Genomic DNA, 22285 nt, shown 5'->3' on the forward strand with positions numbered 1-22285 from the left:
CGATTTGCAAGGATTGTCACAGCCGTTGACGGCGCTGGAGGGGCAGTACGATGCCATCGTGATCGGGTCGGGGTATGGCGGCGGTGTCGCGGCGTCCCGGCTGGCGCGCATGGGGTTTCGGGTTGCGGTGCTGGAGCGCGGGCGGGAGTATCTGCCCGGCGAATTTCCCGACACCGCATTGGAGGCGGCGCGGGCGTTTCAGGCGACATCGCGGCTGGGCCAGGTGGGCGATCGCGCGGGCCTGTTCGATCTGCATGTGAGTGATGATATTTCGGTGCTGGTGGGCTGCGGCCTTGGCGGCACGTCCCTGATCAATGCCAACGTGTCGTTGCAGCCCGACCCAAGGGTGTTTGACGATCCGGTCTGGCCTGCGGCGCTGCGGGCGGAGGCGGGCAGTGGGGCGCTGGCCGAGGGGTTCAGGCGCGCGGAGGCGATGCTGCAGCCGACGCGCTATCCGGAGGACTGGCCGTCCCTTGCCAAGTTCGAGTCGCTGAAGACCTCGGGCCGGGCCATGGGTACAGAGGCGGAGCGGGTGCCGATCAATGTGCGCTTCGAGAGCGGGCCGAATGCGGCGGGTGTGGAGCAGGCGGCCTGCACCCTTTGCGGGGATTGCTGTTCGGGCTGCAACATAGGGGCCAAGAACACCACGGCGATGAACTACCTTGCCGATGCGGTGGCCCATGGCGCTCAGGTGTTTTGCGGGGTCGCTGTGGATCATGTCAGCCAAAGCGGCGCGCGGTGGTGCGTGCATTGGACCATGACGGAGGGCGCGCGCGGGCGGCTGGCCGATGCGCCGCTGCACATCCATGCGGACCGGGTGGTTCTGGCTGCCGGTGCGCTGGGTTCGACGCGCGTCCTGTTGCGATCGCGCGAGGAGGGGCTTGGGCTTTCGCCGGAGCTTGGCGCGCGGTTCTCCGGCAACGGGGATGTGCTGGGATTTGGCTACAACAACGACGTGGCAATCAACGGGATCGGGCAGGGGGAATGGGCGATGGGCGGCGATCCGCGCGGCCATGACCGCCCGCCCGTCGGGCCGACCATCGTGGGCGCCATCGACCGGCGCGACAGGCCGGAGCGCGACGATGGCATGATCATCGAGGAGGGGGCGATCCCCGGCGCGCTTGCCGGGTTGTTGCCAGCGGTGATGGCCGCCGCGGCGGCGGGGCTGGGCGAGGATACGGACAGCGGCGATTGGGCGCCGGAGCGGCTGCGCGAGCTGGTCAGCCTGCTGCGCGGGGGGCATCATGGCGCGGTGGCGCATACGCAGACCTATCTGGTCATGTCGCATGACGGAGCGGACGGGCGGCTGGCGCTGGATGGCGGGCGGCTGGCCATTCACTGGCCGCAGGTCGGGCACCGCCCGCAATTCGAGAGCGTGGCCAAGGCCCTGCGCGCCGCAACGGCGGCGACGGGCGGGACCTATGTGCCCAATCCGGTCTGGACCGATCTGATGGACAAGGCGCTGATCACCGTGCATCCGCTGGGCGGCTGCCCGATGGGAGAGAGCGCCGGGAGCGGTGTTGTCGACGGCGATTGCCGGGTTTTCGACGGGCTGGGCGGGGTACATGACGGATTGTTCGTTTGTGATGGTTCGGTGTTGCCGCGCTCTGTCGGGGTCAACCCATTGTTCACCATCAGCGCCGTGGCGGAGCGGGCGATGATGCGGCTGGCGCAGGCCGAGGGGCGGGCTTTGGATACGGATGCGCCGACGCCGACCCTTCCGGCGCGCGCGCCTGCGCCCATCGGACTGCGCTTTACCGAGAAGATGGCGGGACAGATGACCCCGGCCGGGAGCACCACACCGGTCGACTGCCACTTCGTGGCGACGATCACCATGCCCAACGCGCAGGCGTTCTTTGCCGATCGCGATGCGGCGGCGGAGATGACTGCGACGCTTGTCGCGCCGTGGGTGTCAGAGCGGGCCATGGCGGCGGTGGACGGGCGGTTCCGGCTGTTTTCCCGTCATCCGGAGGTGCCGGGGGCGCGGGCGATGGAATACAGCATGCCGCTTGTCACCGGCGATGGGCGCGCGGTTTTGTTTGTCGGGCGCAAGACCCTTCGCGATGATCCGGGCTTTGACGTCTGGGCCGATACGACCACCCTGTCGTGCCGCATCATCGACGGGCATGATCCCGGAGGCGCGGTGCTGGCCACGGGAACGCTGGGCATCGCCATCCCGGATTTCATCCGGCAGTTGTCGACCATGGAGGTGCTTCATGCGCCGAGCGTGGCGGCGCGGCTGAAGACCATGGGCGGCTTTGCGCGGCTGTTCGGCGGCCATCTTGTGGCGGCGTACGGGCCTGACGGGCTGCGCTGAGGGGCAAAGCGCGGTGGGTGCAAGCAGGGCTGATGCTTGCGATCGTCCGGTGCGGCGGCGGCGGCACTGCCGTTGACACCGGCCTGATTTACCCCGGCTTGCCCCTGCGGGATCCCATGTGGCCGGGCGCTTTGGCCTAGTCTGCCTTGATCAGGCTTTGCGGGTCTTGCGGGGGTCTGTTCCTGCGTCTTGTTGCGGGCGCGGCTGTGCCGGTTTTCAGGATCAGCCTCAGACCGACCGCGATGAACCAGGCAATCGCGCCGAGGCCAAAAACGCTGCCTGCAAGCTCACCCAGCGGCGGCAGGATCGTCAGCATCCCGCTCACCCCGGTGAGCAGCCCAAGCGCGACCACGGCTTTGCCGAACGCAGGGCGCACCCTCCCCGCAAGGCTCACGCAGAGGATCCAGACGCCACCGGCGATTTCATTGCCGCCGCCAAGGCCAAGCTCGACGGCATGCAGGATGTCCCATGTCTGCACGGCCCTGTCGAAATCCCGTTCGGCCAGCGAGACCGCGCGTTCGGTGGCCACATTGGCAATCATGCCAGCCGCGAGAACAAGCGTGCTCCAGATCAGGCCGAACGCGCGTGTCAGGGCGGACCAATGCGGGGCGCGCGATTTCAACCGGCCCGCCAAGGTGACGACCAGGACCGCGAGGGCCACTGCGTTGACGATATAGATGACGGTGTTCCAGGTGATCATGATTGCCGTGTGGTCCACGCTGAAACGCACCACGGCGGCGGCGTCGACCTCGTTTGTGCCGAAACCCAGCCCGGACAGCACCGTGACAAGAAGAGCAAAGCCGAAGATATAGGTGCCGGCGCATGTCAGGGCCGCAATGCCGCCGATGTGGTCCAGTCTCATGATCCGCTCCGATCTGTCTGACGGGGGGCGCGGGGCGGCGTACCGGAGGCGGCCAGGAGGGTATCAAAGTGCTCCTTCAGATGACGGGTGCCATGGCGCGTTCCGACCATGTCGATCGCCAGGGCGCGCAGAAAAAAGCGGGCGGGGCCGCTGATGCGGCGCGGCGCACAGGGCAGAAGCCACAGGGCCATCCGTCGGAAGACATCCGGCAGAAAGGTAATCCTCGGGGGGTTTCCCAGACTGGCAAACGCCAATTGCGCCAGCGCCGTGTGGGTGAACACGTCCGGGCCGCCGACATCACGCCATGCGTCCTGCGCCTCGACCGCATCGGCCGTCGCGACGGCAAGATCGGCGCCATGGATCGGGTTTATCCGTTTCTCGCCGTCCCCGAAGAGCCAGACACGCCCTGACTGTGCCATGGTCAGAAAGTCGCCCATGTCGGAGAAATAGCCGGTGGGAGCGACGATCGTGGCGGCAACCGGGCTGCGCTTCAGCTCCGCCACAAAGGCCGATTTTGCGGCGACCATCGGCACATCGGCCAGTTCGGCGGCGCGCAGCACGTGAACATAGGCAAATCGTTCGACGCCCGCGCGCTCTGCCTCGCGCACCAGGTTGAGGTTGGCCTGATAGTCCACGTCCCAATAGCCAAGCCCGTCCACCTGCCGGGTGATGCCAAGGCAGGAGACCACCAGATCGACCCCGTCCATGATACCTTTGAGTGTCGCGGGTTCGGTCGCTTGCGCCGTGACCAGTTGGTCGGCCGCAATCGGGTCGGCATGGGGCGTCTTGCGGACAAGCGCGATCACATACCATCCGCGCCTTTGATACTCGGCGCAAAGGTGGCGCCCGAGGTAGCCGGTCGCACCGGCGATGAAGACACGTTTCATGGAAGGGGCTCCTTCTTTCAGGCCAGCGGCTATGATCCGGCCCGGTTGCCGCAAAGGTTGGGTGACCTGTCGGGGCGTTCGGGGTGTGATGATCCCGGCAGGCTCATGGTCCGATGCAAGACATCGGGATTTCCCGGCTGACCGGGGCGCTCCGGGAAGGCGCGACCGGTCAGCAGGGCGTAAAGGGCGTCAAACCGCCGTGCGCGATAGCGAATGATGTCCGTCATTGCCGCCCCCTCAACCAACGACCCGATGGCCGCGACCACGCAGGCATTCGATGATGATGGCTTCTCTACGTTCGCTGGCATCAACGGTGCCCGCGATCCCGCCGGCGAGGGCACCCGCCGCGGCGCCGCCCAGGGCATCACCACTCTCGGCTTCGCCAACGGCGGCACCGATGCCCGCGCCAAGAACCGTTGCGCCCATGGTTTCGCGATCGAACTGGTCCTGATTGCGGGCAAGTGCCTGACAGGCCGCCAGATCGGCCTGATACGCGGGTGTCGGCGTGCCATCGAGGATCGGTGTGTATTTGGCACCGCTGTTGCCACAGGCTGCCATGAGGACCAACCCGGCGGCGGAAACAAAAGCTGCTGTTTTCATTGTCTGACCTTTCTCGTTTCATTGTCGAGAAAGCAGATAGTCCGTCGCGCCCCGTCCCGGCATGACCGCAGGTATCAATCAATTGACACTTCGTACCACAGGGCCGTCAGGCGGCCTGATTGAGGTAGGCGGTCGGGCTTGACCCGGTCCAGCGCTTGAACGCCCGGACAAAAGAGGAGGCTTCGGAAAACCCCAGCAGATAGGCGGTTTCATTCACGGTGACTTTCTGACTTTCGAGGTAGTCCATCGCCATGCGCTGGCGCAGGTCATCATGGATTTCGGCGAATGTGATGTTCTCCTGCTTGAGCCTGCGATAGAGGGTCTGGCGGCTCATCCCGATCTCTCTGGCCACGCGATCCATGGAAATACTGCCCTCGTGCAGTTTGGGCAGGATGCGGGACTCTATTTGAGCACGGATCGAAGGATCGGCCTGCAGCTTTGCCAGCATGGCATCGGCATGGCGGGTAAAGACGCCAAAGGCATATGCGTTGCCCGGCTCGAAGCGGGTTTCGGGGCTGTCCCAAACGGGGTCGATCTGCAGCGCGTTGCGGCTGGCATTGAACTGCACCGGCACGCGGAAAAGCTCGGGGTAGGCGTTGGCGTGGGGCGGGGGAGGAAATGTGACCTCCATTCCAATCTCGAATGTCGCATCCGGGAAAGACCTGCGAAATTCACTGATAAAGCGTGCAAAAGACGCCTCGATCCCCAAATACTCGCCCTGTGGGACGACCAGATGATCAATGATCCACAGGCCCGCGTCGGTATGCTTCAATTCGAACCGGTCAACGCCCGGCGGCAGATTGACATCGGCCATCAGGCGCAAATAGCGGTTCAACTGGTCTATGGAGTGACCAAGCGACGCCGAAGAATGGACGATCTGCCCAACCACGGACATGGTCTCCAGCCGCGAGTCCAATGTCTGTCTGAGCAGCAAGGCCGTATCCCCGGTCTGCCGGATCGCGGCTCCGATCAGCGCCTGATAGGAGGCCACGGGAATGCGATTGTCCTGATCCGACAGATCGTCCTCGGTCAGGCCGCTGTGCTGCAGCAAGGTGTCGCGAGTGGCCCCCTTGCCGCAGGCGTAGTCCGCAAATGCCGCCGCAAACCCGGCGGCCATGGTCTGTTCCGCCACGAATGGCCCCTCGATCCTGTGTCGTGGGCGCAGTATAGGTCCACGGTCCGGTTGCGATCAACCGCTGCCGGACGCGCTTGTGAGCTTGGATCAAACCGGCGGTGCTTGATGTCGCATCACACGGGGTGCTCGATCAAAGGTTGTGCGGCGGTAATTCCGGATCTGCGGTTCGCCGGAGACATCCGCCCTGTCAGATCCGGTCAGGTCAGGCGGCGTCCCGGCACGCAACGGGCTTCGGATCGGTGCGGCTGACGCGCGCGGCGCCGCGCGGCAAGCGACAAGAGGCAGCGGCGCCTCCCGTGCCGGAGGTGGCGCTGGGCGGAGGGGCGCGTTGGCCGATGCAGCTTGCGTTTGCTCCGTGCCGGGATCGAGTGATCCCCTATGCCCATGGCCCGGTGATGAAACGCAATTCGACCGGCCAAATGACGGGCAGGGTGGATGCCGATATTACCGGCCGCGCAGCGTAGAGCGCTGCTTCGTGACGTTTCCGGTCCTGTTCGTGCTGCTGGCCGGGCTCTTGAATTGAGGCCGGATAAGGCGGAAGCACGGGCTGGGGCTCTCGCCGCAGGCGGGTCCTGTTGGACGCAGGGGACGAAAGCTTCGCCTGGTAAGGTGATCCCGTGTGGCGGAGCGTTTACGCCTGCGGCCTCCGCACGGAGTTGCCGCCTGCGATGATCTGGTTGATCAGGGCCGCAACGGCGCGGTGCGTTTGCGTTTCGGCCTCCGATCCCCTGGCGTTCTCATGGGTTGCCGCAGCGTCGCGAAGAACACCCACGATCTCGTGCTCCGGCAGCACGCCGCGATCGTTCATGGCCAGCAGAAGGGCCTCGCAGATCGTAAGGGCAGCCAGTCCTGAATACTCGTTCACCATAGACATTCCCGGGTTTCCCTTCTCGTTTCGTGATCCGGCCCGAATTCGCTGCGAACCTTTGCGTACATCTGGCAGAAACCACGCTATGCTGGACTGATCGAGAGCAGTCGAAGACTGGATTTGAATGTGGCGGCAAGACCTGTCAGGGAAAAAACGATGACATCCTTCGCGACCAGCCCTCTTACCCGAAAGCTGTCGGCTTTTGTCGCTTTGTCAAAGACAGAGCTGGATGTTCTGGACCGCCTGCACCAGCGCCGCCGCTCCTTCGTCGCCGGGCGCGATATGGTGCATCAGGGGCAGTCGGATCAGGCGGCCTATATCCTGTCCGAAGGGTGGGTGTGTTCCTACAAGCTCCAGCCCGACGGGACGCGGCAGGTTGTCGATTTTCAGATCCCCGGTGATTTCCTCGGCTTGCGCAGCGTGCTGTTGCGCACCTCGGATCACAGTTTCGAACCCATCGTCCCGATCGAGGCCGCCGAAGTGTTCAAGAGCGATCTTCTGACGGCTTTCGCGCAGACGCCGCGGCTTGCGGCGGCCATCTTCTGGGCGGCATCGCGGGACGAGGCGATGGTGGTCGAACATCTGGTCGGGATCGGCCGGCGTGACGCGGATGCCCGCATGGCGCATTTCCTGTTGGAAATGGGTTCGCGGCTGGCTCTGGTGAGTCTGGGCACGAAGGAGGGATACGACTGCCCGCTGACCCAGTATCACCTCGCCGATGCGCTGGGGCTCAGTGCCATCCATGTGAACCGCGTCCTGCGACAGCTGCGCGAAAGTGGGCTGGTGACCTTTCGGGACGGTCGCGTGTCCTTTGAAGATCATGCCGGGCTGGTAGATCTGGCGGAGTTCGATCCAGCCTATCTGGATCAGACCGGGCCGCTCTTGAAATAGAAAGGGCCGCCGGCCAAGGATTGGCGGGCGACCCCGGTGGTCAGCTCAGACGCTGGATATCAAGCGAGCGCGTGGCTCGCCGCATCGAGTTCCTTGTTCGTTTCCGCGTCGTTCTTGGCCTTGTGGGCCGTCTCGGCCGCGCGGTAATGCTTCAGGGCCGCATCTTTTTTCGGACCGGACGGTGCCTTGTCCCAGGCGGCTTTGACGGATGTCATCTTTTCGGCGGTCTTGGTTTGATCGGGTGTCATTGGATTTGTCCTTTCATGGACTTTCCGAGAAATAAAAAGCGTGTGGGCGGGCCGGTCTGTTGGGGATCAACACGCCCACACGCTTTTCAGGAACTTGGAAATGTATTGTGCCGCCAAATATTCGGCGGGTACTCATGACCTAGCCAATCTCGGGCCGCACCGCACTGACGCAGGTTAGCCCACGCGTTTTTGGCGGATTGGTTGCGCCGTCGGCTTACCAGTCACCGCCGTTTGCTGATGGGAAATCCGCAGCCATGTGGCATCATCGCGAAGGTACGTCGATGCGCAGAGCGCCTTGTAGATCGGCACGTCGGTTTTTTCAGCCGAGACCCGGTAAGTGAGGATCGCGATGTCATCGCATCGGGTTACGCGCCGCTCGGCCATGACGATGGAACGCCAGCCGGTCCTCTGGCGCAGCTGCCGCCAGATGAGTTCCCCCTGGAGGATGCCGGGCGGATAGGGAAAAATCATCACGGCGTTGCTCGCTGTCGTTGCGCGCGCGTTTTCGGCGCCACTGGTCCAGAAATGCTCTTCCATGTCCCAGAGCACGCCCTGTTCGTCCGGAGAAGGGGGTCCGGATCTGTGCGCGGCATGGGCCTGTCTGTGCGCTGTCACGGTTGAGACGCTCATTCGCCCGACCCCGACCCGCCAACAAGCAAGAATTGAAACAGCACGAAGATGATCGCGAGCACTGCCCAGATCGCGCCGCTTGTTCCCAGGTGGCTGTCCGCTTCGGACGAGGCCGCCTGTTTCGCGCGTCCCGGCGTCCGGCCTTCGGGCAGCAACTGGCTCAGGTTCCGTGCGATCCTGCCGTGATCGCTGGCGAGAGCGGGAACATCCCGAGAGCGGGCAAGCAGGTTCGCCAACCGCGCCCGGGCCGCGTCGTGTCCCAGCGTCACCAGTTCAGCGGTTTCCTTCCAGGGATCAAGGCCGAGCCGTGCCAGCGTGGAGAGCACGGTCACGGCATAGCCGTTTCGATCCTCGCCGACGAAGGCATAGAGAAACCGGTCGAACTCGGGGGGGTGCGGGTTGAGTACATTGGATTTGGCCATTGTCATTCCAGTCCTTTTGCCGGGGCGCAGATCGCCCCTTTTGCCAAAGGATACGCGCGGGCCGATCTCACCGCCCTTACACAGGTCAGTGTTGGCGGCTGCCGCCGGGACGGGGCGAAACCGGTTCGGTGTCCGGGACTAACATGTATCAGCCCTGGTCGGATGATCGCTATGTAGAACAGGGGCGATCGTTCGGCTGGTCAGCTCCGCATCCCAAGGGGCCGCATCAGTGGTGAGCGACGGATTTGCCAATATCGCGGAGACCAGAGATGACCATGCGGTCGACCAGATCGACGGTGACGTTTTCAAACCCGTTCACCGTGCCGGGATATCCGGGCGAACTGCCCGCGGGCAGTTACGAGCTTCTCGTCGAAGAGGAGCTGCTCCAGGGGCTGAGCTTCGAGGCCTACAGGCGGACGGCGACCTACCTGAGGGTGCGCGGACAGGACGGTCAGGCGGGGCGAAGTGAGCTTCGGGAGACAACCGAGGCCGACCTGAAGGCGGCGCTCCGCCGGGACGCGGACACAGCCGAAGCGAACAAAAATAGCGAAGCGGCGCTTTCTCCGCAGGAGGACTTGGAATGAATACTCCCGAATGGCTCAAACCCGGCATCTTTGGTGCCGTGATCGGTGCCGTCGTTGTCGGCATCGTCGGCTTCACCTGGGGCGGCTGGGTGACCGGCGGGACGTCGAATGACAGGGCGATGGCGATGTCCCGCGACGAGGTCGTGGCCTCGATGGTGCCTGTCTGCCTCGACATGGCGCGATCAGACCCGGCGCGGGCGGACAAGCTTGCAACGATCCGGGCCGCCTCAACCTACCAGAGGCGCGACGCTCTGATGACGGCCGGCTGGGCGACGATGCCAGGAGCCGATGCCCCCGACCGGGACATTGCACAGGCCTGCCTGAAGGAGCTGGACCTCTGAGGTGATGCAGTTCGAAGCCGACGACATGATGGTGCAAAACGGGTCGCATCGTCCAACCCGCGAGCCAGGCACTGCCCCGAGTGCCCCAACCAGGATAGGCGCGTGCGATGTCTTCTGATGACACTGGGCCGGAGGATCGCGGCCCCTGGAAAAACAAGCAGAACCGTGGTCGCCCCGAGGCCGGCGCAATTCTCAGGCGGGGCCGGACCCGGCTGCAGGGTATTCTGCCGGACGGTCTGCCGCCGGTGAGGCGTCTTGCCATCGGGGCCGCCATCGCGCTTGCGGTGCTTGGGGCGTGGTCCTCCTACTACACGGTGCCGAGCGATTCTGTCGCGATTGTGCAACGGTTCGGGAAGTACCGCGCCGAGGTCCCTCCGGGGCTGCACTTCAAGATCCCGTTCGGGATCGACGCGACCACGCTGGTGCCGGTCAAGCGCCAGCTGAAACAGGAATTCGGCTTCACGACTCCGGGTGCCACCGATCCCTATCAGAGCCCGACGGACGGTCGCCGCGAGACCGAGATGGTGACGGGCGATCTCAATGCCGCGCTCGTGGAGTGGGTGGTGCAGTACCGGATTTCCGAACCCAGGAAGTTCCTGTTCGAAGTGCGCGAGCCGAGCGCGACCCTGCGCTACGTGTCGGTGTCCGTCATGCGCGAAGTCGTGGGAGACCGCACGGTCGACGAGGTGATCACCGTCGGGCGTCAGGAAATCGAAAGCGAAGCCCTGCTGAAGATGCAGGCGCTCGCGATCAAATACGCGATGGGCATCAGCATCGACCAGGTGCAGTTGAAGAACATCAATCCGCCCCAGCCGGTTCAAGCCTTGTTCAACGAGGTCAACCAGGCGCAGCAAGAGAAGGAGCGGATCATCAACGAGGCCCGCCGCGAATACAACCGCGTCATCCCCCTGGCCGAAGGCGAAAAGGATCAGCGCATCCGCGAAGCCGATGGCTATCGCCTGCGGCGGATCAATGAAGCCGAGGGCGATGCGGCCCGGTTCACCGCCTTGCTGACGGAATTCCGTCTGGCTCCCGAAGTGACCCGGCGCCGAATCTATATCGAAACCCTTCAGGATGTTCTTCCGGGAATTGGCTCCAAGATCATCGTCGACGGATCCACGGCAAGCATCCTGCCGCTTTTGAGCCTGGATCGCCGGACAGGAGAGCAACGATGAAGACCCTTACGTTTATTGCCGCCGGGGTCGCGGTTGCCGGGCTCGTCGCGGCATCCTCCGCCGTCTACACGATCGGCGAGGTCGAACAGGCCATCATCACCCAGTTCGGCAAGCCGGTCGGCGCGCCGATCACCGAGGCGGGCCTCAAGTTGAAACTGCCCTTCGTTCAGGCGGTCAACCGGATCGACAGCCGGGTTCTGGAGTGGGATGGCTCGCCATCGGACATGCCCACCAAGGACAAGCTCTATATCTCGGTCGATCTCTTTGCGCGCTGGACGATCACCGATCCTTTGCAGTATTTCTTGCGCCTGCGCGACGAGCGCAGCGCCCAGTCGCGCCTTGACGATATCCTCGGCAGCGAGACGCGCAACGCCGTCGCCAAACACGAACTCATCGAGATCGTGCGCACGACAAGGGGGCGGACGCCGCTTCGGGACACGCTCCTGACCGATCAGGAGCTTGCGCAGGACATTGGCGCATTGGTTCCCATCACGAAGGGGCGGGCACTGGTCGAGCAGCAGATCTTCGAGGCGGCGGCCGAGAAGGTGCGCGTCTTCGGGATCGAGCTTCTCGACATTCGTTTCAAGCGCATAAACTACAACGAAAGCGTGCGGCCCAAGATCTATGACCGCATGATCTCGGAGCGGCGGCAGATCGCCGAACGGTTCCTGTCCGAAGGCAACGGTGAGGCGGCCCGTATTCAAGGCAACAGGGTGCGGGATCTGAACAAGATCCAGTCTGAAGCCTATCGCGCCGTCGAAGAAATTCGCGGCACCGCCGATGCCGCAGCGGCAGCAATCTACGCGGGCGCCTACAATGTCGATGCTGTCTCGGTTGAGTTCTACGGTTTCACCCGGACCATGCAGGCCTACGGCGACATGATCTCCGATGACACGACGCTTGTCCTGACGACGGACAGCGATCTGTTCCGGTTCCTGCGCGGCATGCAGCGCGCGCCAGACCCGGCCCGCGAGCCCGGCAGCGATGCGGGCGAGGCGGCTGGTGTGGCCGCAACCGGCAGGGCCCGACTTGCGCAAGACGTCGCGCGTTTTTGGCGGCCTTTGTTCCGGGAGTGACGCCCCTTGCTCCGAAGGCGGACAGGCATTGCCCTGTCGCACCGGTCGCAGGCACAGGACCCATTCAGAGCCGGGTCATGACGGCGGGATGCCGTGCCGGGCGATGGATGCCACCTCTCTCACGCCGCATCGCGGGACTTCTGGCTGATCGGGGCTGTGATGCCGAGTGATCCCGCGAACCTGTCCCGGACAGGGCGGGGCACGCCTGCCTGCCCGGCCATCGCCCTGGCGGCAATCCTGATCTTCTGGCGATGAATGGCAGTGTGTCCCGCCTGCTGGGTCGCGGGCTTTCTTCTGCGTTGTGGTTTCCCGCCGGCGCAGAAGTCGTCTATTGGCCGGCGCGCGGCGGATGACTTGTCCGGTGACGGGCCCTGATCGACACGCGTCCGCGCCAGCGCGAGCCGCCCTTGCGTCTGCTCCGGACTCGGTTTCCACCGAATGAAGGCTTGCCTGTAGTGGCCAAATCGCGCGTGCTGAGTGGTCGACGAGGGGCAATTCAGGGGATGTTGCGGCGTATTCCGGCGCAGCGGCATCCACCGTCAAGAGTTTGAAGATACACGAAAAATGCAAACAGATCAAAACGCCAAACTCTCTGCCGCGCCGATCATGGATCGTGGAGGCGTGATTTTATCGTTAAATGTCAGGGGTTTGCAGTAAATTCTGGGTCGAATTAGCCCGCTTGTGGCTCAGGGCAAAGACCAATTGTCATAGATTGGTGTTCGTTTGCGCCCGGTTTCATGATTGTACTTTGGCACCGGCGGAAGGGGGCTCTCCGCGCAGCCAAGCATTCTTGTTTCCAAAGGAAATTCCGCCGCCACCGTGCGCCGGTTCGAGCCCGACACCAGAATGGGCCAGGAGACGTGCCGTACATCGGGCATCAATTCAAGCACGGACTATCGCGAAATTTCGTAGATTGTGGATGCCCTCTGCCAAGTAAGATTTTTTGAGTGAGTTCGGGGTCCGCCTTTTCCGCCGCCGAAGCGACGTGTCCATCTTTGAACCATGGCTGTGAGGTTTTGCTGGTTCGCCGAACGGTCGTGACCGATGTTTTTTCCCCATCTGCCGCGCGGCTTCCTGATCTGAGATCGGCTCCTTCGAAGAGGATCAAGACGGCGTTGCTCCATGGATGCTACATTCGAGGTTCTCACGGAGGATGGAGGCGATCGGCGCAATCGCAAGTTGCCTGATATCGTGAAGGCGCGGATCGTGGCCGAGACCTTTGCGCCCGGTGCGACGGTTGCTGCTGCTGCGCAGTTACACGGGGTCAAGGCAAACCATTTGCCGGCATGGCGAAGGCTGGCCCGCAAGGGCAAGCCGGTGTTGCCTGAGCCGGAAGACGAGGTTGAGTTCGCGGCGATGGTGATGGCGGCCCCATTGGCGGATGCCGAGCCAAGCGTGGACGAGCCCGTAGATATCATCGTGGGCGCGGTCACGATCCGGCTGGACGCAGCGACGTCGGCAGCGCGTATCGCGGCGATCGCCCATGCGCTGGCACAGACGGCATGATCTTTCCGTCGAGCCGGGTGCGGATCATGGTCGCGACCAAGCCCGTGGACTTCCGCAATGGGTACAACGGTTTGGCGGCGTTGGGGGCGAACGCGTTGCGCAAGGAGCCGTACACCGGAACCGCCTTCGTGTTCAGGGTCAAGCGGGCGGATCGGCTGAAGCTGCTGTTCTGGGACGGCACCGGGTTGGTCTTCGCCATCGGTCTCGAACGCATGGCGACGTGCTGGCTAACCCTACTAGAGGCTGGAGGAGCACAACTTTATTTGGCCCGCGATCCGGGACGGGTTGATGACGCGGAGCCATACCCAGTGCGAGGCGCTGTTCTCGGGGCTCGACTGGCGCCGCGTCCGCGCCATCGAAGCCCGCGCGCCCGAGGCGGTGGAATGACTGCGGCAGGATGACTCGGGCGTGGGTTTGCGCGGGTAGCCAGATGGCCGATCTTGTAGGTCGCGGCCATGCTGAACGACGCCGATCTTCCTGACGATATTGCCGCTCTGAAGCCACTGTGGTTGCCGCCGAGGCGCGCAATTTGCGCAAGGATGATCGCATTGAGCGTCTGGAAAAGCTGGTAGATGCGTTCCGGCGGGCCGCCTTTGGACACAAGTCCAAGAAGCGTGACCCCGAACAGTCCGAACTGGCGTTCGAGGACCTCGAGACTGCCATCGCATCGGTCCATGCCGAGGAAAAGGCGGACGCACCGGTCAGGAAACGCCACACCCGCCCGCGTGCTGCCAATCGCGGATCACTGCTCAGGCATCTGCCACGCATCGAAGAGGTGATCGAGCCCGAGCGCCTGGTCTGTGCCTGTGGTGGCTGCCTGCACTGTATCGGCAGAGCGGCGGGACGTGATCCCGGCGCAGCTCCGCGTGATCCCTTGCCCGGCAGTGCATTCCGAAGGCCTGTCACGAGAGGGTTCCCCGCAGCCCGAAATACGCCTGCCGCGCCTGCACCGACGGGGCAGTCCATTGTGGCGCCTGTTCTGGTCAGCAAGCCTAAGGGAACCGTGGCTCTGGTGGGGCAGCGTAAGCCCCGAAGACACCGACCACCGTCCCCAGTATCGCCAGGCACAGACCTACAGCCGTCAGGGCTTCGATCTCGAGCGCTCCACCTTGGCCGACTGGGGCGAAAACCGGTCCCGAAGGGATTGAACCGTCCAGTGGAGGGTTCAAAGGGATGAACGCGCGAAGCGCCGGACGGACGGGCCGCCTTCAAGTTGCGGCCGGTCTTCAATGCGCTGATCGCGGATCTGAAGCGCTCGACCAAGCTGTTCATGCCCTCCCGGCAGCATCGGGTCGCGATGCGCCTGCCGGGTGGTCGATGAGACCTGTGCCCCGGTGCGCGACCCCGGGCGGCCGAAGAGGAAGACCGGTTACTTCCGGGCGTTGGCGCGGGATGATCGTCCCTGGGGTGGCGGCGCGCACCCTGGTGTCGCCTTCAGCTATGCGCCCGGGCGCGGCGGTCAGCACGCCGAGCAGATCCTGCGTGGCTTCAGGGGCATCCTGCAGGTGCCCTCTCATGGTTTGCAGGCAAACCACTGCCGGGTGACAGACAGCTATGCCGGATACAATCGCCTTCTCAAGCCGGAGCAGGACATCAGGCTGGCCTGCTTTTGGGCGCACGCAAGGCGTAAATCAGTGGAGATCACCCGGACCGGCCCCGCGCCGATCGCGAAAGACGGCGTGAAACGCATCGGTGAACTCTATCGCATCGAAGCTGACATCCGAGGCGTCGATCCTGCTGCACGCCTTGCCGCGCGACGGGACCGTTCGGCGTCCATCATCGGCGACTTCGAGGCGTGGCCTGGCCAGCACCGCGCCCGTGGATCGAGAAAGTCTCCCCTCGGCGAAGCGCTTACCTACATCGCCAAATTCCGGGATGGCCTCTGCCTGTTTCTGACCGATGGCAGGGTCGAGCTCGACAACAACACCGTCGAACGCACCATCCGCCCCATCGCGCTGAACCGGAAGTACGCCCTTTTTGCAGGGCACGATGCCGGGGGCCAAGAACTGGGCCGTCATCGTATCGCTGATCGAGACCTGCAAGCTGAACGCCGTCGATCCGCATGCTTGGCTGGCAACAACCCTGTCAGCCATCGCTGGAGATCGCATGCAAAGCAAGATCGGCCGAAGAAATTGATCGCATCGTTTCTCACGGCGAAAGTTCCGCAGTCGCCCGTCTTGCGACCGGGTGTAGCGGTTGCCGCCGCAAGCTGGGTGGGTATTCATCCGGAGATTACGCCGCCCTCAACATTCCACCACGTCCGAGATACGATCCCTTGAAGTCGAAGCTGTCCACTTCCCGGGCAGCAATGTCAGGAGAGGGGAGGCTCTTGGTGGCCGGGAATTTGGCCGCGTTCTGCGCCTTCAAATGGTCCCCCGGACCCTTTGATCTGCCGGCGCGAACCAGCTTGAACTGCGGCGCTCGACCATCCGTGGTTCGCGATGGATCAACTCCTATTCGACCGGGCGCGTCCGGCACTGGACATGGTTCAAGCCTTCTGCGGTGCATTGGCGTGCCACCTTCTGTTACTGGCACAGGAATGCCGGTCGCTTCAGCCTCTTGAGGTGATGCTCCAGCAGGATCTCGGGGGCATGCGCTTTGACACCGAGGAAGCAGCCATCGCGCTGGGCAATGACAGCGGCTACGGCCTTGGCTCCGGCGTGTCCACCCGCGATCTGGTCCGGGCATCTTACGGATTACAACCGACCGTGTGATCTCGCCCATCGCCTCGTTCGGCAGCTTTGGCCAGTCGGGCTATGGGCGTGAGGCGGGGATGCAGGCCATCCTCGACAATACCCGCACCCCGCACCACATGGATCGACACCACCGGCGAGCCGATGGTCAACCCGTTCATCATGCGCTGACGGTGCAAGGTTTGTGGCGCCCGCGCTTCATGTCGGATCTGCGATGGCGCCCTGTGCCCGGAGGCGTTCGATCTCGGTTTCTTCATAGCCGAGAGCATGCAGGATGCTGTGCGTATCTTGTCCGAGAAGGCTTGGCGCTTCCGCCGGTGAGGGACCTTTGCCGTCGAAGCGGATCGGACCACGCACCATGCGAAGATCGCCTTCGGTCGGGTGCCGGGCGGTTTCAACCAGGCCGCGCGCCGCGACATGGGGCTGCTCCAGTGCGTCGCCAATCGAAAGTATCGGGGCGTTGGGCACGTCGAACTCGCTGAGACGTTGCAGCCAGAAGTCCGTCGTGTCGCAGGACATCCGTGCGTGGATGATCTCCTGCAAGGCATCCCGGTTGGCAAGCCGGGCCTCGTAGAGGGCGAAACGCGGATCCTCGATCAATTCTTCATGGCCGAGGCAGCGCGCGAAATTGTGCCAGAACCGTTCCGTCAGGCAGGCAACGATCACGTGGCCATCCGATGTCGGAAAGGAGCCGTAGGGCACGATGCTGGGATGTTGGGTTCCGACGGGCTGCGGACTTTGGCCCGTCACGAAGTAGATTTGCGACAGGTAGCCTTGCAACGCAATGAGGCTGTCCAGCATGGCGACCTCGACGTGACGACCCTTGCCGGTGGCGTTGCGCTCATGCAGGGCGGCGAGCAGGCCGAACAGGGAAAAGATGCTGCCGGCCATGTCGCCCAAGGGGACGCCCAGCTTGTTCGGCGCCTGACCTGGTTCGCAATTGACGCTCATCACACCGGATAGGGCCTGCGCCACGATGTCGAAGGCGGGCTTGTCGCCCAGTGGACTGTCCTGACCGAATCCGGTGATCGAGCAATAGATCAGGCGCGGGTTGTCCTGCCGCAGGGTTTCGTAACCGATGCCCAGACGGTCCATGACGCCGGGGCGAAAGTTTTCCAGCACGATGTCGCTTTGTCCTGCAAGGTCGCGCGCGATCTGGACGCCTTCGGGCGATTTGAGGTTCAGCGCGATGCTCTGCTTGGAGCGGTTCAGCGCGATGTAGTAATGGCTGAGTTTGCCGTGGAACGGTGGAAAACTACGGGTTTCGTCGCCCTTTTCCAACGGTTCGATCTTGATCACCTCGGCGCCGAGGTCGGCCAGCACCATGCTGGCATAGGGTCCGGAGAGGATCCTGGAGAAATCCAGAACCTTGACCCCGGCCAGCGGCCCCGAACGCGTGTTTGTAGAAGTCATGCTGTTTGCCCCGTTTGTGACGATATTTTCATGATGGCCGATGCGGATGCGACCGGCCCGTTGGCGGACGTGATGTCGGCATCGACAAAGATCAGGGATCGCGTGCCGTGGCGGATCGTGGCGCGCGTTTCAAGAAAGTCTCCCGCACGGGCTGCCCCCAGGAACCTGGTATCCATCTGGACCGTGACCGTCGGCTGACGATCGGCAGAATTCCACGCAACAAGAGCGATCACCTGGTCCAGTAGGCTGGTCAGAACACCGCCATGCACAAGGCCGATATGGTTCTTGTGCCCTTCGTTTGTCTGCAAACCGTAGGTATTTCGGTCCTCGATCCTGGTCGAGCGCAGAAGGGGCCCGATCTGCCCCATGAAGCCCTCGATCCGGATGGGCTTCCAGCCGTCCGGTGGAATGTCCTGATCTGTCAATTCTCAACTCCCTGTGTCGATTTGAAGGTCCTGAATGTGGTCGCGGACCGATTGCATGGCTTTTGCGAGCTTCGGGATTTCCTTGTCTTTCAGCCGCTCCGAAATGCCGATGGCGACGATGGACCGCGTCATCGTGCCCTTCAGGCCAAAGACCGGGACCGCGACCACGGTCACCCCCGAAATGTATGTCCCCTGATCGACGGAATAGCCGCGTTCCCGCGCCTCACGGACTTCGTCCTGCCATGTCTCAAAGGCGGGCGGGTGATCCCATACCAGCTTGTCGAACCCGCTCCGAAGTTCCGATCCGTCGGATAGGTTGAAGGCCGCGAACAGGCGGCCCGTCGCGCTGATGAGCGCGGGAAAGCGGCTTCCCAAATCGACCTGAAGGCGGAACGGCAGGTTCGATTGCGACAGGGCCACCACGATCATCTGGTTCGGCTCAGCCAGTTGCGTGGCGATGCTGGTGACACCGAATTTCTCTGAGAGGTTTGACAGTCGCGGCTGGATCAGGGTCGAGAACGTATTGCGCTGTAGCGCCGATCTGGCCAGCGGCAGGATGCCGATTCCGATCGAGTAGCGCTTGGTGTTCGAATCGAAATCCACGAGACCCTCATCCTGCAAGACGCGCAGGATGTGAAGACAGGTGCTGGGCACCAGGTCCAGTTCGCGCGCCATCGGATTCACGCCGACCGGTTCCGGCGAACGTGCCAGAAATCTGAGTATTGCCAAGGCCCTGGATACGGCCGGGACCTGTCGCTTGGTCGATGAGCTGGTTTCATTTGTGGTCATTTTTTGCCTCGGTCACGCTGAAATTCATTGTCTATATACAATAAGTTTAGCGTATTGACAATACTTGCCTGCGATCCTTACCGTTGTCAACGAACCGGATGACCGCCCCGCGGCAAACCGGAAGACGAGACTTGGGAGGCAGACCGGAATGACCCGCCTGACGGATTTCACATCCTACGCAGACGCACAGAAGCACTATTCGAAGGAGGGTCTGTGGGCGCTTTTCGACGGCACGAAAGAGCGCTTCAATATCGCCCATGAATGCATTGACCGGCACGTGAACGGCGATGCCGTGGCCCTGAGGGTCGCGCATTCGGACGGTGCGGACGAGATCGTCACGTTCGAGGAAATCTCGCGCCGATCCTCGCAGATCGCGCATTTCCTGAAGGGCAGGGGGATCGGCAAGGGCGACCGGGTCGCCGTCATGATCGACCCGTCGCTGGCGTTTTATTGCGCGCTTTTCGGCGTGATCAAGGCCGGGGCCGTCGCGGTGCCGATGTTCTCCCTCTTCGGTCCGGACGGCATCCGGCTGCGGGTCGGCGACTGCAAGCCCGAGATCTTTTTCACCAATGCCGAGAAGGCCCCCGAAGCCGTCGAAGGCGGCGCGAAGAGCGTCATCGTGGTCGACCATGACTTCCTGACCGGGCTGGACGATCTTCCCGCGACGTTCGACTGGGACAGCGCGGGGCGCGACCTTGCGGTGCTGCAATACACCTCGGGCACGACCCGCGCGCTGCCTGCCGCGGTCGAACACAGCCATCAATCCATCGTCACGCTGATGGTGGCGGCGCTTTATGCCACCGGCATCCGGCCGGGCGACCGTTTCTTCTGTCCGTCCTCCCCGGCCTGGGGCCACGGGTTGTGGCACGGGACGCTTGCGCCGCTGGCAATGGGTGTCTCGACCGGCACCTTCAGCGGCAAGTTCGATCCGGTCCGCCTGCTCAAGGCCTTGCAGGATTTCAGGATCACCAACCTGACCGCCGCCGCCACGCATTACCGCATGATGCGCAATTCCGGCGAGGCCGAGAAATTCACCTATTGCTTCGACAAGCTGTCCTTCACCGGCGAGCCCATCGATTCAGAGACCGCCGCCTATGTCGAAAGCCTGTTCGGCACCAAGGTTCGCTCGATGTACGGCACGACCGAGATCGGCGTAATCATCGCGAATTACCCCGGTGCGGATGATCTGGACGTGCGCGATGGCGCGATGGGCAAGGCCGTACCCGGCGTCGAGGTCGAGGTGCAGCGTGCCGACGGCACCCCGGCAGATCCCGGCGAAACCGGTGAGCTGATGGTCAAGAAACGCGGCGAATGGTTCCCGACCAAGGATCTCGGCCGTGTCGACGAGGACGGGTATTTCTATCACGGCGGCCGCGCCGATGACGTGATCATTTCGGCCGGCTGGACGATCGGCGCGGTCGAGGTCGAGGATGCGCTTTTGAGCCACCCGGCGGTGGCCGAATGCGGCGTGGTCGGATCCCCCGACGCCGTGCGCGGTCTGGTGGTGAAGGCCTTCATCATTCTCAAACAGCCCGAGACCGACGGATTGGTAGAGGACATCCAGAACCACGTCCGCGCCCGCCTCGCGCGGCACGAATACCCCCGTCAGATCGAGTTCGTCACCGAGCTGCCGAAGACACCAGCCGGCAAGGTCAATCGCAAGATCCTGCGCGACCGCGAAGCCGAGAAATCCCACGCCGCGGAATGATCCGCGCCGAATAAAGAATCCGAGGAGAAGAAGACCATGAACGACATGACCCACAAGAAATTCCCCAAGATCACGCAGGAGGGGCTGGACGATCTGCGCCAGCGCATCGGCGTGAAGATCGAAAAGACGGTCGAGCCCTGGTGCTACGAGGCGACCCGCGACAATATTCGCCACTACGCCCACGGCATCGGCGACGACAACCCGCTGTGGTGTGATCCCGAATACGCCAAGACCACGAAATACGGCGATGTTGTCGCGCTGCCCAGCTTCCTGTTTGCGACCAACCGGATCATTTCCGGCTATGTTGGCGGTTTGCCGGGTGTGCACGCGATGTGGTCGGGGGCCAACTGGAACTGGCACAAGACCATCACGCGCAACATGGAATTCCGCACCGAAGCCGTGCTGAAGGACCTGATCGAGCACGAGACCCGCTTTGCCGGCAAAGCCGTGCAGCAGATCTATCATGTGGATTTCTATGACGCGGCGACCGGCGATCTTGTGGCCGACGCGGACAGCTGGTGCTTCCGCACCGACCGGGATCAGGCCCGTGAGAACGGCACGAAGTACACCGAGGCCAAGGCCAAGGGCCGCAAGGTCTGGACCGAGGAAGAGCTTCAGGAATACTACAAGTATTACGAGCAGGAGACGATCCGCGGCGCCGAGACCCGCTATTGGGACGACGTGGCCGAGGGCGAAGAACTGCCCACCATGGTCAAGGGGCCGATGACCGCGACTGGCTTTATCGCCTATGCACAAGGCTGGGGTGGTCTGTACATCCGCGCCAACAAGCTGGCCTGGCAGCTTCAGCAAAAGCATCCCAGCGCCGGTCCGAAGAACAAATTCGGCATTCCCGACTGCCCCGAGCGCGTTCATTGGGAAGAGGAATTCGCTCTCGAAGTCGGCGCACCGGGCGCCTATGACTATGGCCCGGAGCGGACCTCTTGGCTGACACACCAGATCACCAACTGGATGGGCGATGACGGTTTCCTGCGTCAGGCAAAGTGCCAGGTCCGCCGGCACAATCCCGAAGGCGATATCATTTTGATCAATGGCACCGTTGTACGGAAATTCGAGGAAGACGGTCGTTACCTGCTGGAGATCCAGCAGCGCGCGGAACAGCAGGACGGCGAGTTCTCGGCCATGGGCTCGGCCATCGTCGAGCTGCCAAAGCGCTGAGACCGGCAACTGCAACGGCAAGGGGAGGCAAGGCCGATGCTTGAAAAGGTTCTGAGCAAGGTGGAGGACGCGCTGCATCTCGCGGGGTGTCTCAGCCTCGTCGCGGTGGCAGTTCTGATCAACGGCGACATCCTGTTGCGTCTGATCGCCAACCGTCCGGTGCAGATCCAGTTCGAATTGACCGAACTGTACCTGATGCCAGCGCTTGCCACCCTGTCGCTGTCGCGGGTCTTCCGCGATGGCGGCCACCTGGCGCTGGAATTCACGCCCGAACGCCTTCCGGGCGCGTTCGGTGCGGTGATTTCGAAACTGCGCCTTTTGCTGCCGGCGGCCTTTTTTGCCGCCGTCACCATCATGTCCGGAAAGTTCGCCTTTGGCGCCATTGCCCACGGGGACGTGGAATATGGCGTGGTCGACTGGCCGCTTGGGTGGGCCTATGCCCTCATCCCGCTGGGATGTGGCGTTCTGGTCCTGCGGCTCCTGCACGATGCGCTGAACCCGCGCGTTGCGGCGGACACCTGAAAAATTCCATGGGAGGA

General features: G+C 63.3%; 23 protein-coding genes and 2 pseudogenes. 13 read left to right on the plus strand and 12 right to left on the minus strand.

Annotated features, from left to right (window positions below; translation table 11 throughout):
• The first annotated feature begins 4 nt into the window (after positions 1-4).
• Positions 5-2317 carry a GMC oxidoreductase gene (locus ACN2XU_RS20080; RefSeq protein WP_419412133.1) on the plus strand — a complete coding sequence of 771 codons (2313 nt, stop codon included), beginning with the start codon at positions 5-7 and terminating at the stop codon, positions 2315-2317.
• Positions 2318-2453: 136 nt separating this feature from the next.
• Here ACN2XU_RS20080 and ACN2XU_RS20085 read toward each other — a convergent pair whose 3' ends face one another.
• The 6 genes from ACN2XU_RS20085 to ACN2XU_RS20110 form a co-directional block, all read right to left on the minus strand.
• Complete coding sequence (locus ACN2XU_RS20085) at positions 2454-3179, minus strand: hypothetical protein (protein WP_419412134.1); 726 nt, start codon at positions 3177-3179, stop codon at positions 2454-2456.
• Positions 3176-4066: an SDR family oxidoreductase gene (locus tag ACN2XU_RS20090; RefSeq protein ID WP_419412135.1), complete on the minus strand. Its 891-nt coding sequence runs from the start codon at positions 4064-4066 to the stop codon at positions 3176-3178. Before ACN2XU_RS20090 ends, ACN2XU_RS20085 begins: the two co-directional genes overlap by 4 nt.
• 29 nt (positions 4067-4095) lie before the next feature.
• Positions 4096-4293, minus strand: coding sequence for a hypothetical protein (locus ACN2XU_RS20095; protein WP_419412136.1), 198 nt, complete (start codon positions 4291-4293; stop codon positions 4096-4098).
• A 10-nt stretch (positions 4294-4303) separates the two neighbouring features.
• Positions 4304-4666, minus strand: coding sequence for a glycine zipper family protein (locus tag ACN2XU_RS20100; RefSeq protein WP_419412137.1), 363 nt, complete (start codon positions 4664-4666; stop codon positions 4304-4306).
• Between the two features lie 106 nt (positions 4667-4772).
• Positions 4773-5798 carry an AraC family transcriptional regulator gene (locus tag ACN2XU_RS20105; protein WP_419412138.1) on the minus strand — a complete coding sequence of 342 codons (1026 nt, stop codon included), beginning with the start codon at positions 5796-5798 and terminating at the stop codon, positions 4773-4775.
• 634 nt (positions 5799-6432) lie between these two features.
• Positions 6433-6675, minus strand: coding sequence for a hypothetical protein (locus ACN2XU_RS20110; RefSeq protein WP_419412139.1), 243 nt, complete (start codon positions 6673-6675; stop codon positions 6433-6435).
• 150 nt (positions 6676-6825) lie between these two features.
• On the opposite strand from ACN2XU_RS20110, the gene ACN2XU_RS20115 reads away from it, so the two are divergent.
• Positions 6826-7560: a Crp/Fnr family transcriptional regulator gene (locus ACN2XU_RS20115; RefSeq protein ID WP_419412140.1), complete on the plus strand. Its 735-nt coding sequence runs from the start codon at positions 6826-6828 to the stop codon at positions 7558-7560.
• A 59-nt stretch (positions 7561-7619) separates the two neighbouring features.
• Here ACN2XU_RS20115 and ACN2XU_RS20120 read toward each other — a convergent pair whose 3' ends face one another.
• From ACN2XU_RS20120 to ACN2XU_RS20130, 3 genes are all read right to left on the minus strand, one after another.
• Positions 7620-7808 carry a hypothetical protein gene (locus ACN2XU_RS20120; protein WP_419412141.1) on the minus strand — a complete coding sequence of 63 codons (189 nt, stop codon included), beginning with the start codon at positions 7806-7808 and terminating at the stop codon, positions 7620-7622.
• A gap of 174 nt (positions 7809-7982) precedes the next feature.
• Positions 7983-8357 carry a hypothetical protein gene (locus tag ACN2XU_RS20125; protein ID WP_419412142.1) on the minus strand — a complete coding sequence of 125 codons (375 nt, stop codon included), beginning with the start codon at positions 8355-8357 and terminating at the stop codon, positions 7983-7985.
• A gap of 77 nt (positions 8358-8434) precedes the next feature.
• A complete protein-coding gene (locus tag ACN2XU_RS20130) occupies positions 8435-8860 on the minus strand; it encodes a hypothetical protein (RefSeq protein WP_419412143.1) in 426 nt (141 codons plus the stop codon).
• 269 nt (positions 8861-9129) lie between these two features.
• On the opposite strand from ACN2XU_RS20130, the gene ACN2XU_RS20135 reads away from it, so the two are divergent.
• From ACN2XU_RS20135 to ACN2XU_RS20170, 8 genes and pseudogenes are all read left to right on the plus strand, one after another.
• Complete coding sequence (locus ACN2XU_RS20135) at positions 9130-9444, plus strand: hypothetical protein (protein ID WP_419412144.1); 315 nt, start codon at positions 9130-9132, stop codon at positions 9442-9444.
• Positions 9441-9785 carry a hypothetical protein gene (locus tag ACN2XU_RS20140; protein ID WP_419412145.1) on the plus strand — a complete coding sequence of 115 codons (345 nt, stop codon included), beginning with the start codon at positions 9441-9443 and terminating at the stop codon, positions 9783-9785. Before ACN2XU_RS20135 ends, ACN2XU_RS20140 begins: the two co-directional genes overlap by 4 nt.
• Positions 9786-9892: 107 nt before the next feature.
• Positions 9893-10960, plus strand: coding sequence for an FtsH protease activity modulator HflK (gene hflK, locus ACN2XU_RS20145; protein ID WP_419412146.1), 1068 nt, complete (start codon positions 9893-9895; stop codon positions 10958-10960).
• Positions 10957-12036 (plus strand): protease modulator HflC, encoded by a 1080-nt coding sequence (hflC, locus tag ACN2XU_RS20150; RefSeq protein ID WP_419412147.1) that lies wholly within the window; start codon positions 10957-10959, stop codon positions 12034-12036. Before hflK ends, hflC begins: the two co-directional genes overlap by 4 nt.
• A gap of 1122 nt (positions 12037-13158) precedes the next feature.
• Positions 13159-13542: a transposase gene (locus tag ACN2XU_RS20155; RefSeq protein WP_419412148.1), complete on the plus strand. Its 384-nt coding sequence runs from the start codon at positions 13159-13161 to the stop codon at positions 13540-13542.
• Positions 13543-13568: 26 nt separating this feature from the next.
• A pseudogene (tnpB, locus tag ACN2XU_RS20160) lies at positions 13569-13727 on the plus strand (IS66 family insertion sequence element accessory protein TnpB); the annotation flags it as partial.
• A gap of 270 nt (positions 13728-13997) precedes the next feature.
• A pseudogene (gene tnpC, locus ACN2XU_RS20165) lies at positions 13998-15678 on the plus strand (IS66 family transposase).
• 305 nt (positions 15679-15983) lie between these two features.
• Positions 15984-16256, plus strand: a complete 273-nt coding sequence (locus ACN2XU_RS20170) for a hypothetical protein (protein WP_419412149.1) — start codon at positions 15984-15986, stop codon at positions 16254-16256.
• A 177-nt stretch (positions 16257-16433) separates the two neighbouring features.
• On the opposite strand, the gene ACN2XU_RS20175 is transcribed toward ACN2XU_RS20170, so the two are convergent.
• The 3 genes from ACN2XU_RS20175 to ACN2XU_RS20185 are packed head-to-tail and all read right to left on the minus strand — an operon-like array spanning position 16434 to position 18862.
• Positions 16434-17648 (minus strand): CaiB/BaiF CoA transferase family protein, encoded by a 1215-nt coding sequence (locus ACN2XU_RS20175; protein ID WP_419412150.1) that lies wholly within the window; start codon positions 17646-17648, stop codon positions 16434-16436.
• The gene (locus tag ACN2XU_RS20180) at positions 17645-18073 is read right to left on the minus strand and encodes a PaaI family thioesterase (RefSeq protein ID WP_419412151.1); all 429 of its coding nucleotides are present in this window, start codon (positions 18071-18073) and stop codon (positions 17645-17647) included. Before ACN2XU_RS20180 ends, ACN2XU_RS20175 begins: the two co-directional genes overlap by 4 nt.
• 3 nt (positions 18074-18076) lie before the next feature.
• Entirely contained in the window at positions 18077-18862 is a 786-nt protein-coding gene (locus ACN2XU_RS20185; protein ID WP_419412152.1) for an IclR family transcriptional regulator, read from the minus strand.
• A 148-nt stretch (positions 18863-19010) separates the two neighbouring features.
• Here ACN2XU_RS20185 and ACN2XU_RS20190 point away from each other — a divergent pair, with 148 nt between their 5' ends.
• The 3 genes from ACN2XU_RS20190 to ACN2XU_RS20200 are packed head-to-tail and all read left to right on the plus strand — an operon-like array spanning position 19011 to position 22268.
• Positions 19011-20570 carry an acetate--CoA ligase gene (locus ACN2XU_RS20190; RefSeq protein WP_419412153.1) on the plus strand — a complete coding sequence of 520 codons (1560 nt, stop codon included), beginning with the start codon at positions 19011-19013 and terminating at the stop codon, positions 20568-20570.
• Positions 20571-20606: 36 nt separating this feature from the next.
• Positions 20607-21746: an FAS1-like dehydratase domain-containing protein gene (locus ACN2XU_RS20195; RefSeq protein ID WP_419412154.1), complete on the plus strand. Its 1140-nt coding sequence runs from the start codon at positions 20607-20609 to the stop codon at positions 21744-21746.
• 36 nt (positions 21747-21782) lie between these two features.
• Positions 21783-22268, plus strand: coding sequence for a TRAP transporter small permease (locus ACN2XU_RS20200; protein WP_419412155.1), 486 nt, complete (start codon positions 21783-21785; stop codon positions 22266-22268).
• Positions 22269-22285 lie beyond the last annotated feature (17 nt).

It is taken from the genome of Pacificoceanicola niger (assembly GCF_048553275.1).
In the GTDB taxonomy this organism is placed as follows: Bacteria; Pseudomonadota; Alphaproteobacteria; order Rhodobacterales; family Rhodobacteraceae; genus Pacificoceanicola.

Excerpts from the sequence above, each read along its gene's own strand:
- ACN2XU_RS20110 (WP_419412139.1), bottom strand. The coding sequence starts at position 6,675 with ATGTCTATGGTGAACGAGTATTCAGGACTGGCTGCCCTTACGATCTGC.
- ACN2XU_RS20190 (WP_419412153.1), top strand. The coding sequence starts at position 19,011 with ATGACCCGCCTGACGGATTTCACATCCTACGCAGACGCACAGAAGCAC.
- ACN2XU_RS20095 (WP_419412136.1), bottom strand. The coding sequence starts at position 4,293 with ATGACGGACATCATTCGCTATCGCGCACGGCGGTTTGACGCCCTTTAC.
- ACN2XU_RS20100 (WP_419412137.1), bottom strand. The coding sequence starts at position 4,666 with ATGAAAACAGCAGCTTTTGTTTCCGCCGCCGGGTTGGTCCTCATGGCA.
- ACN2XU_RS20155 (WP_419412148.1), top strand. The coding sequence starts at position 13,159 with ATGGATGCTACATTCGAGGTTCTCACGGAGGATGGAGGCGATCGGCGC.
- ACN2XU_RS20185 (WP_419412152.1), bottom strand. The coding sequence starts at position 18,862 with ATGACCACAAATGAAACCAGCTCATCGACCAAGCGACAGGTCCCGGCC.
- ACN2XU_RS20085 (WP_419412134.1), bottom strand. The coding sequence starts at position 3,179 with ATGAGACTGGACCACATCGGCGGCATTGCGGCCCTGACATGCGCCGGC.
- ACN2XU_RS20140 (WP_419412145.1), top strand. The coding sequence starts at position 9,441 with ATGAATACTCCCGAATGGCTCAAACCCGGCATCTTTGGTGCCGTGATC.
- hflK (WP_419412146.1), top strand. The coding sequence starts at position 9,893 with ATGTCTTCTGATGACACTGGGCCGGAGGATCGCGGCCCCTGGAAAAAC.
- ACN2XU_RS20130 (WP_419412143.1), bottom strand. The coding sequence starts at position 8,860 with ATGGCCAAATCCAATGTACTCAACCCGCACCCCCCCGAGTTCGACCGG.
- ACN2XU_RS20090 (WP_419412135.1), bottom strand. The coding sequence starts at position 4,066 with ATGAAACGTGTCTTCATCGCCGGTGCGACCGGCTACCTCGGGCGCCAC.
- ACN2XU_RS20120 (WP_419412141.1), bottom strand. The coding sequence starts at position 7,808 with ATGACACCCGATCAAACCAAGACCGCCGAAAAGATGACATCCGTCAAA.
- ACN2XU_RS20115 (WP_419412140.1), top strand. The coding sequence starts at position 6,826 with ATGACATCCTTCGCGACCAGCCCTCTTACCCGAAAGCTGTCGGCTTTT.
- ACN2XU_RS20135 (WP_419412144.1), top strand. The coding sequence starts at position 9,130 with ATGACCATGCGGTCGACCAGATCGACGGTGACGTTTTCAAACCCGTTC.
- ACN2XU_RS20175 (WP_419412150.1), bottom strand. The coding sequence starts at position 17,648 with ATGACTTCTACAAACACGCGTTCGGGGCCGCTGGCCGGGGTCAAGGTT.
- ACN2XU_RS20200 (WP_419412155.1), top strand. The coding sequence starts at position 21,783 with ATGCTTGAAAAGGTTCTGAGCAAGGTGGAGGACGCGCTGCATCTCGCG.
- ACN2XU_RS20195 (WP_419412154.1), top strand. The coding sequence starts at position 20,607 with ATGAACGACATGACCCACAAGAAATTCCCCAAGATCACGCAGGAGGGG.
- hflC (WP_419412147.1), top strand. The coding sequence starts at position 10,957 with ATGAAGACCCTTACGTTTATTGCCGCCGGGGTCGCGGTTGCCGGGCTC.
- ACN2XU_RS20170 (WP_419412149.1), top strand. The coding sequence starts at position 15,984 with ATGGATCAACTCCTATTCGACCGGGCGCGTCCGGCACTGGACATGGTT.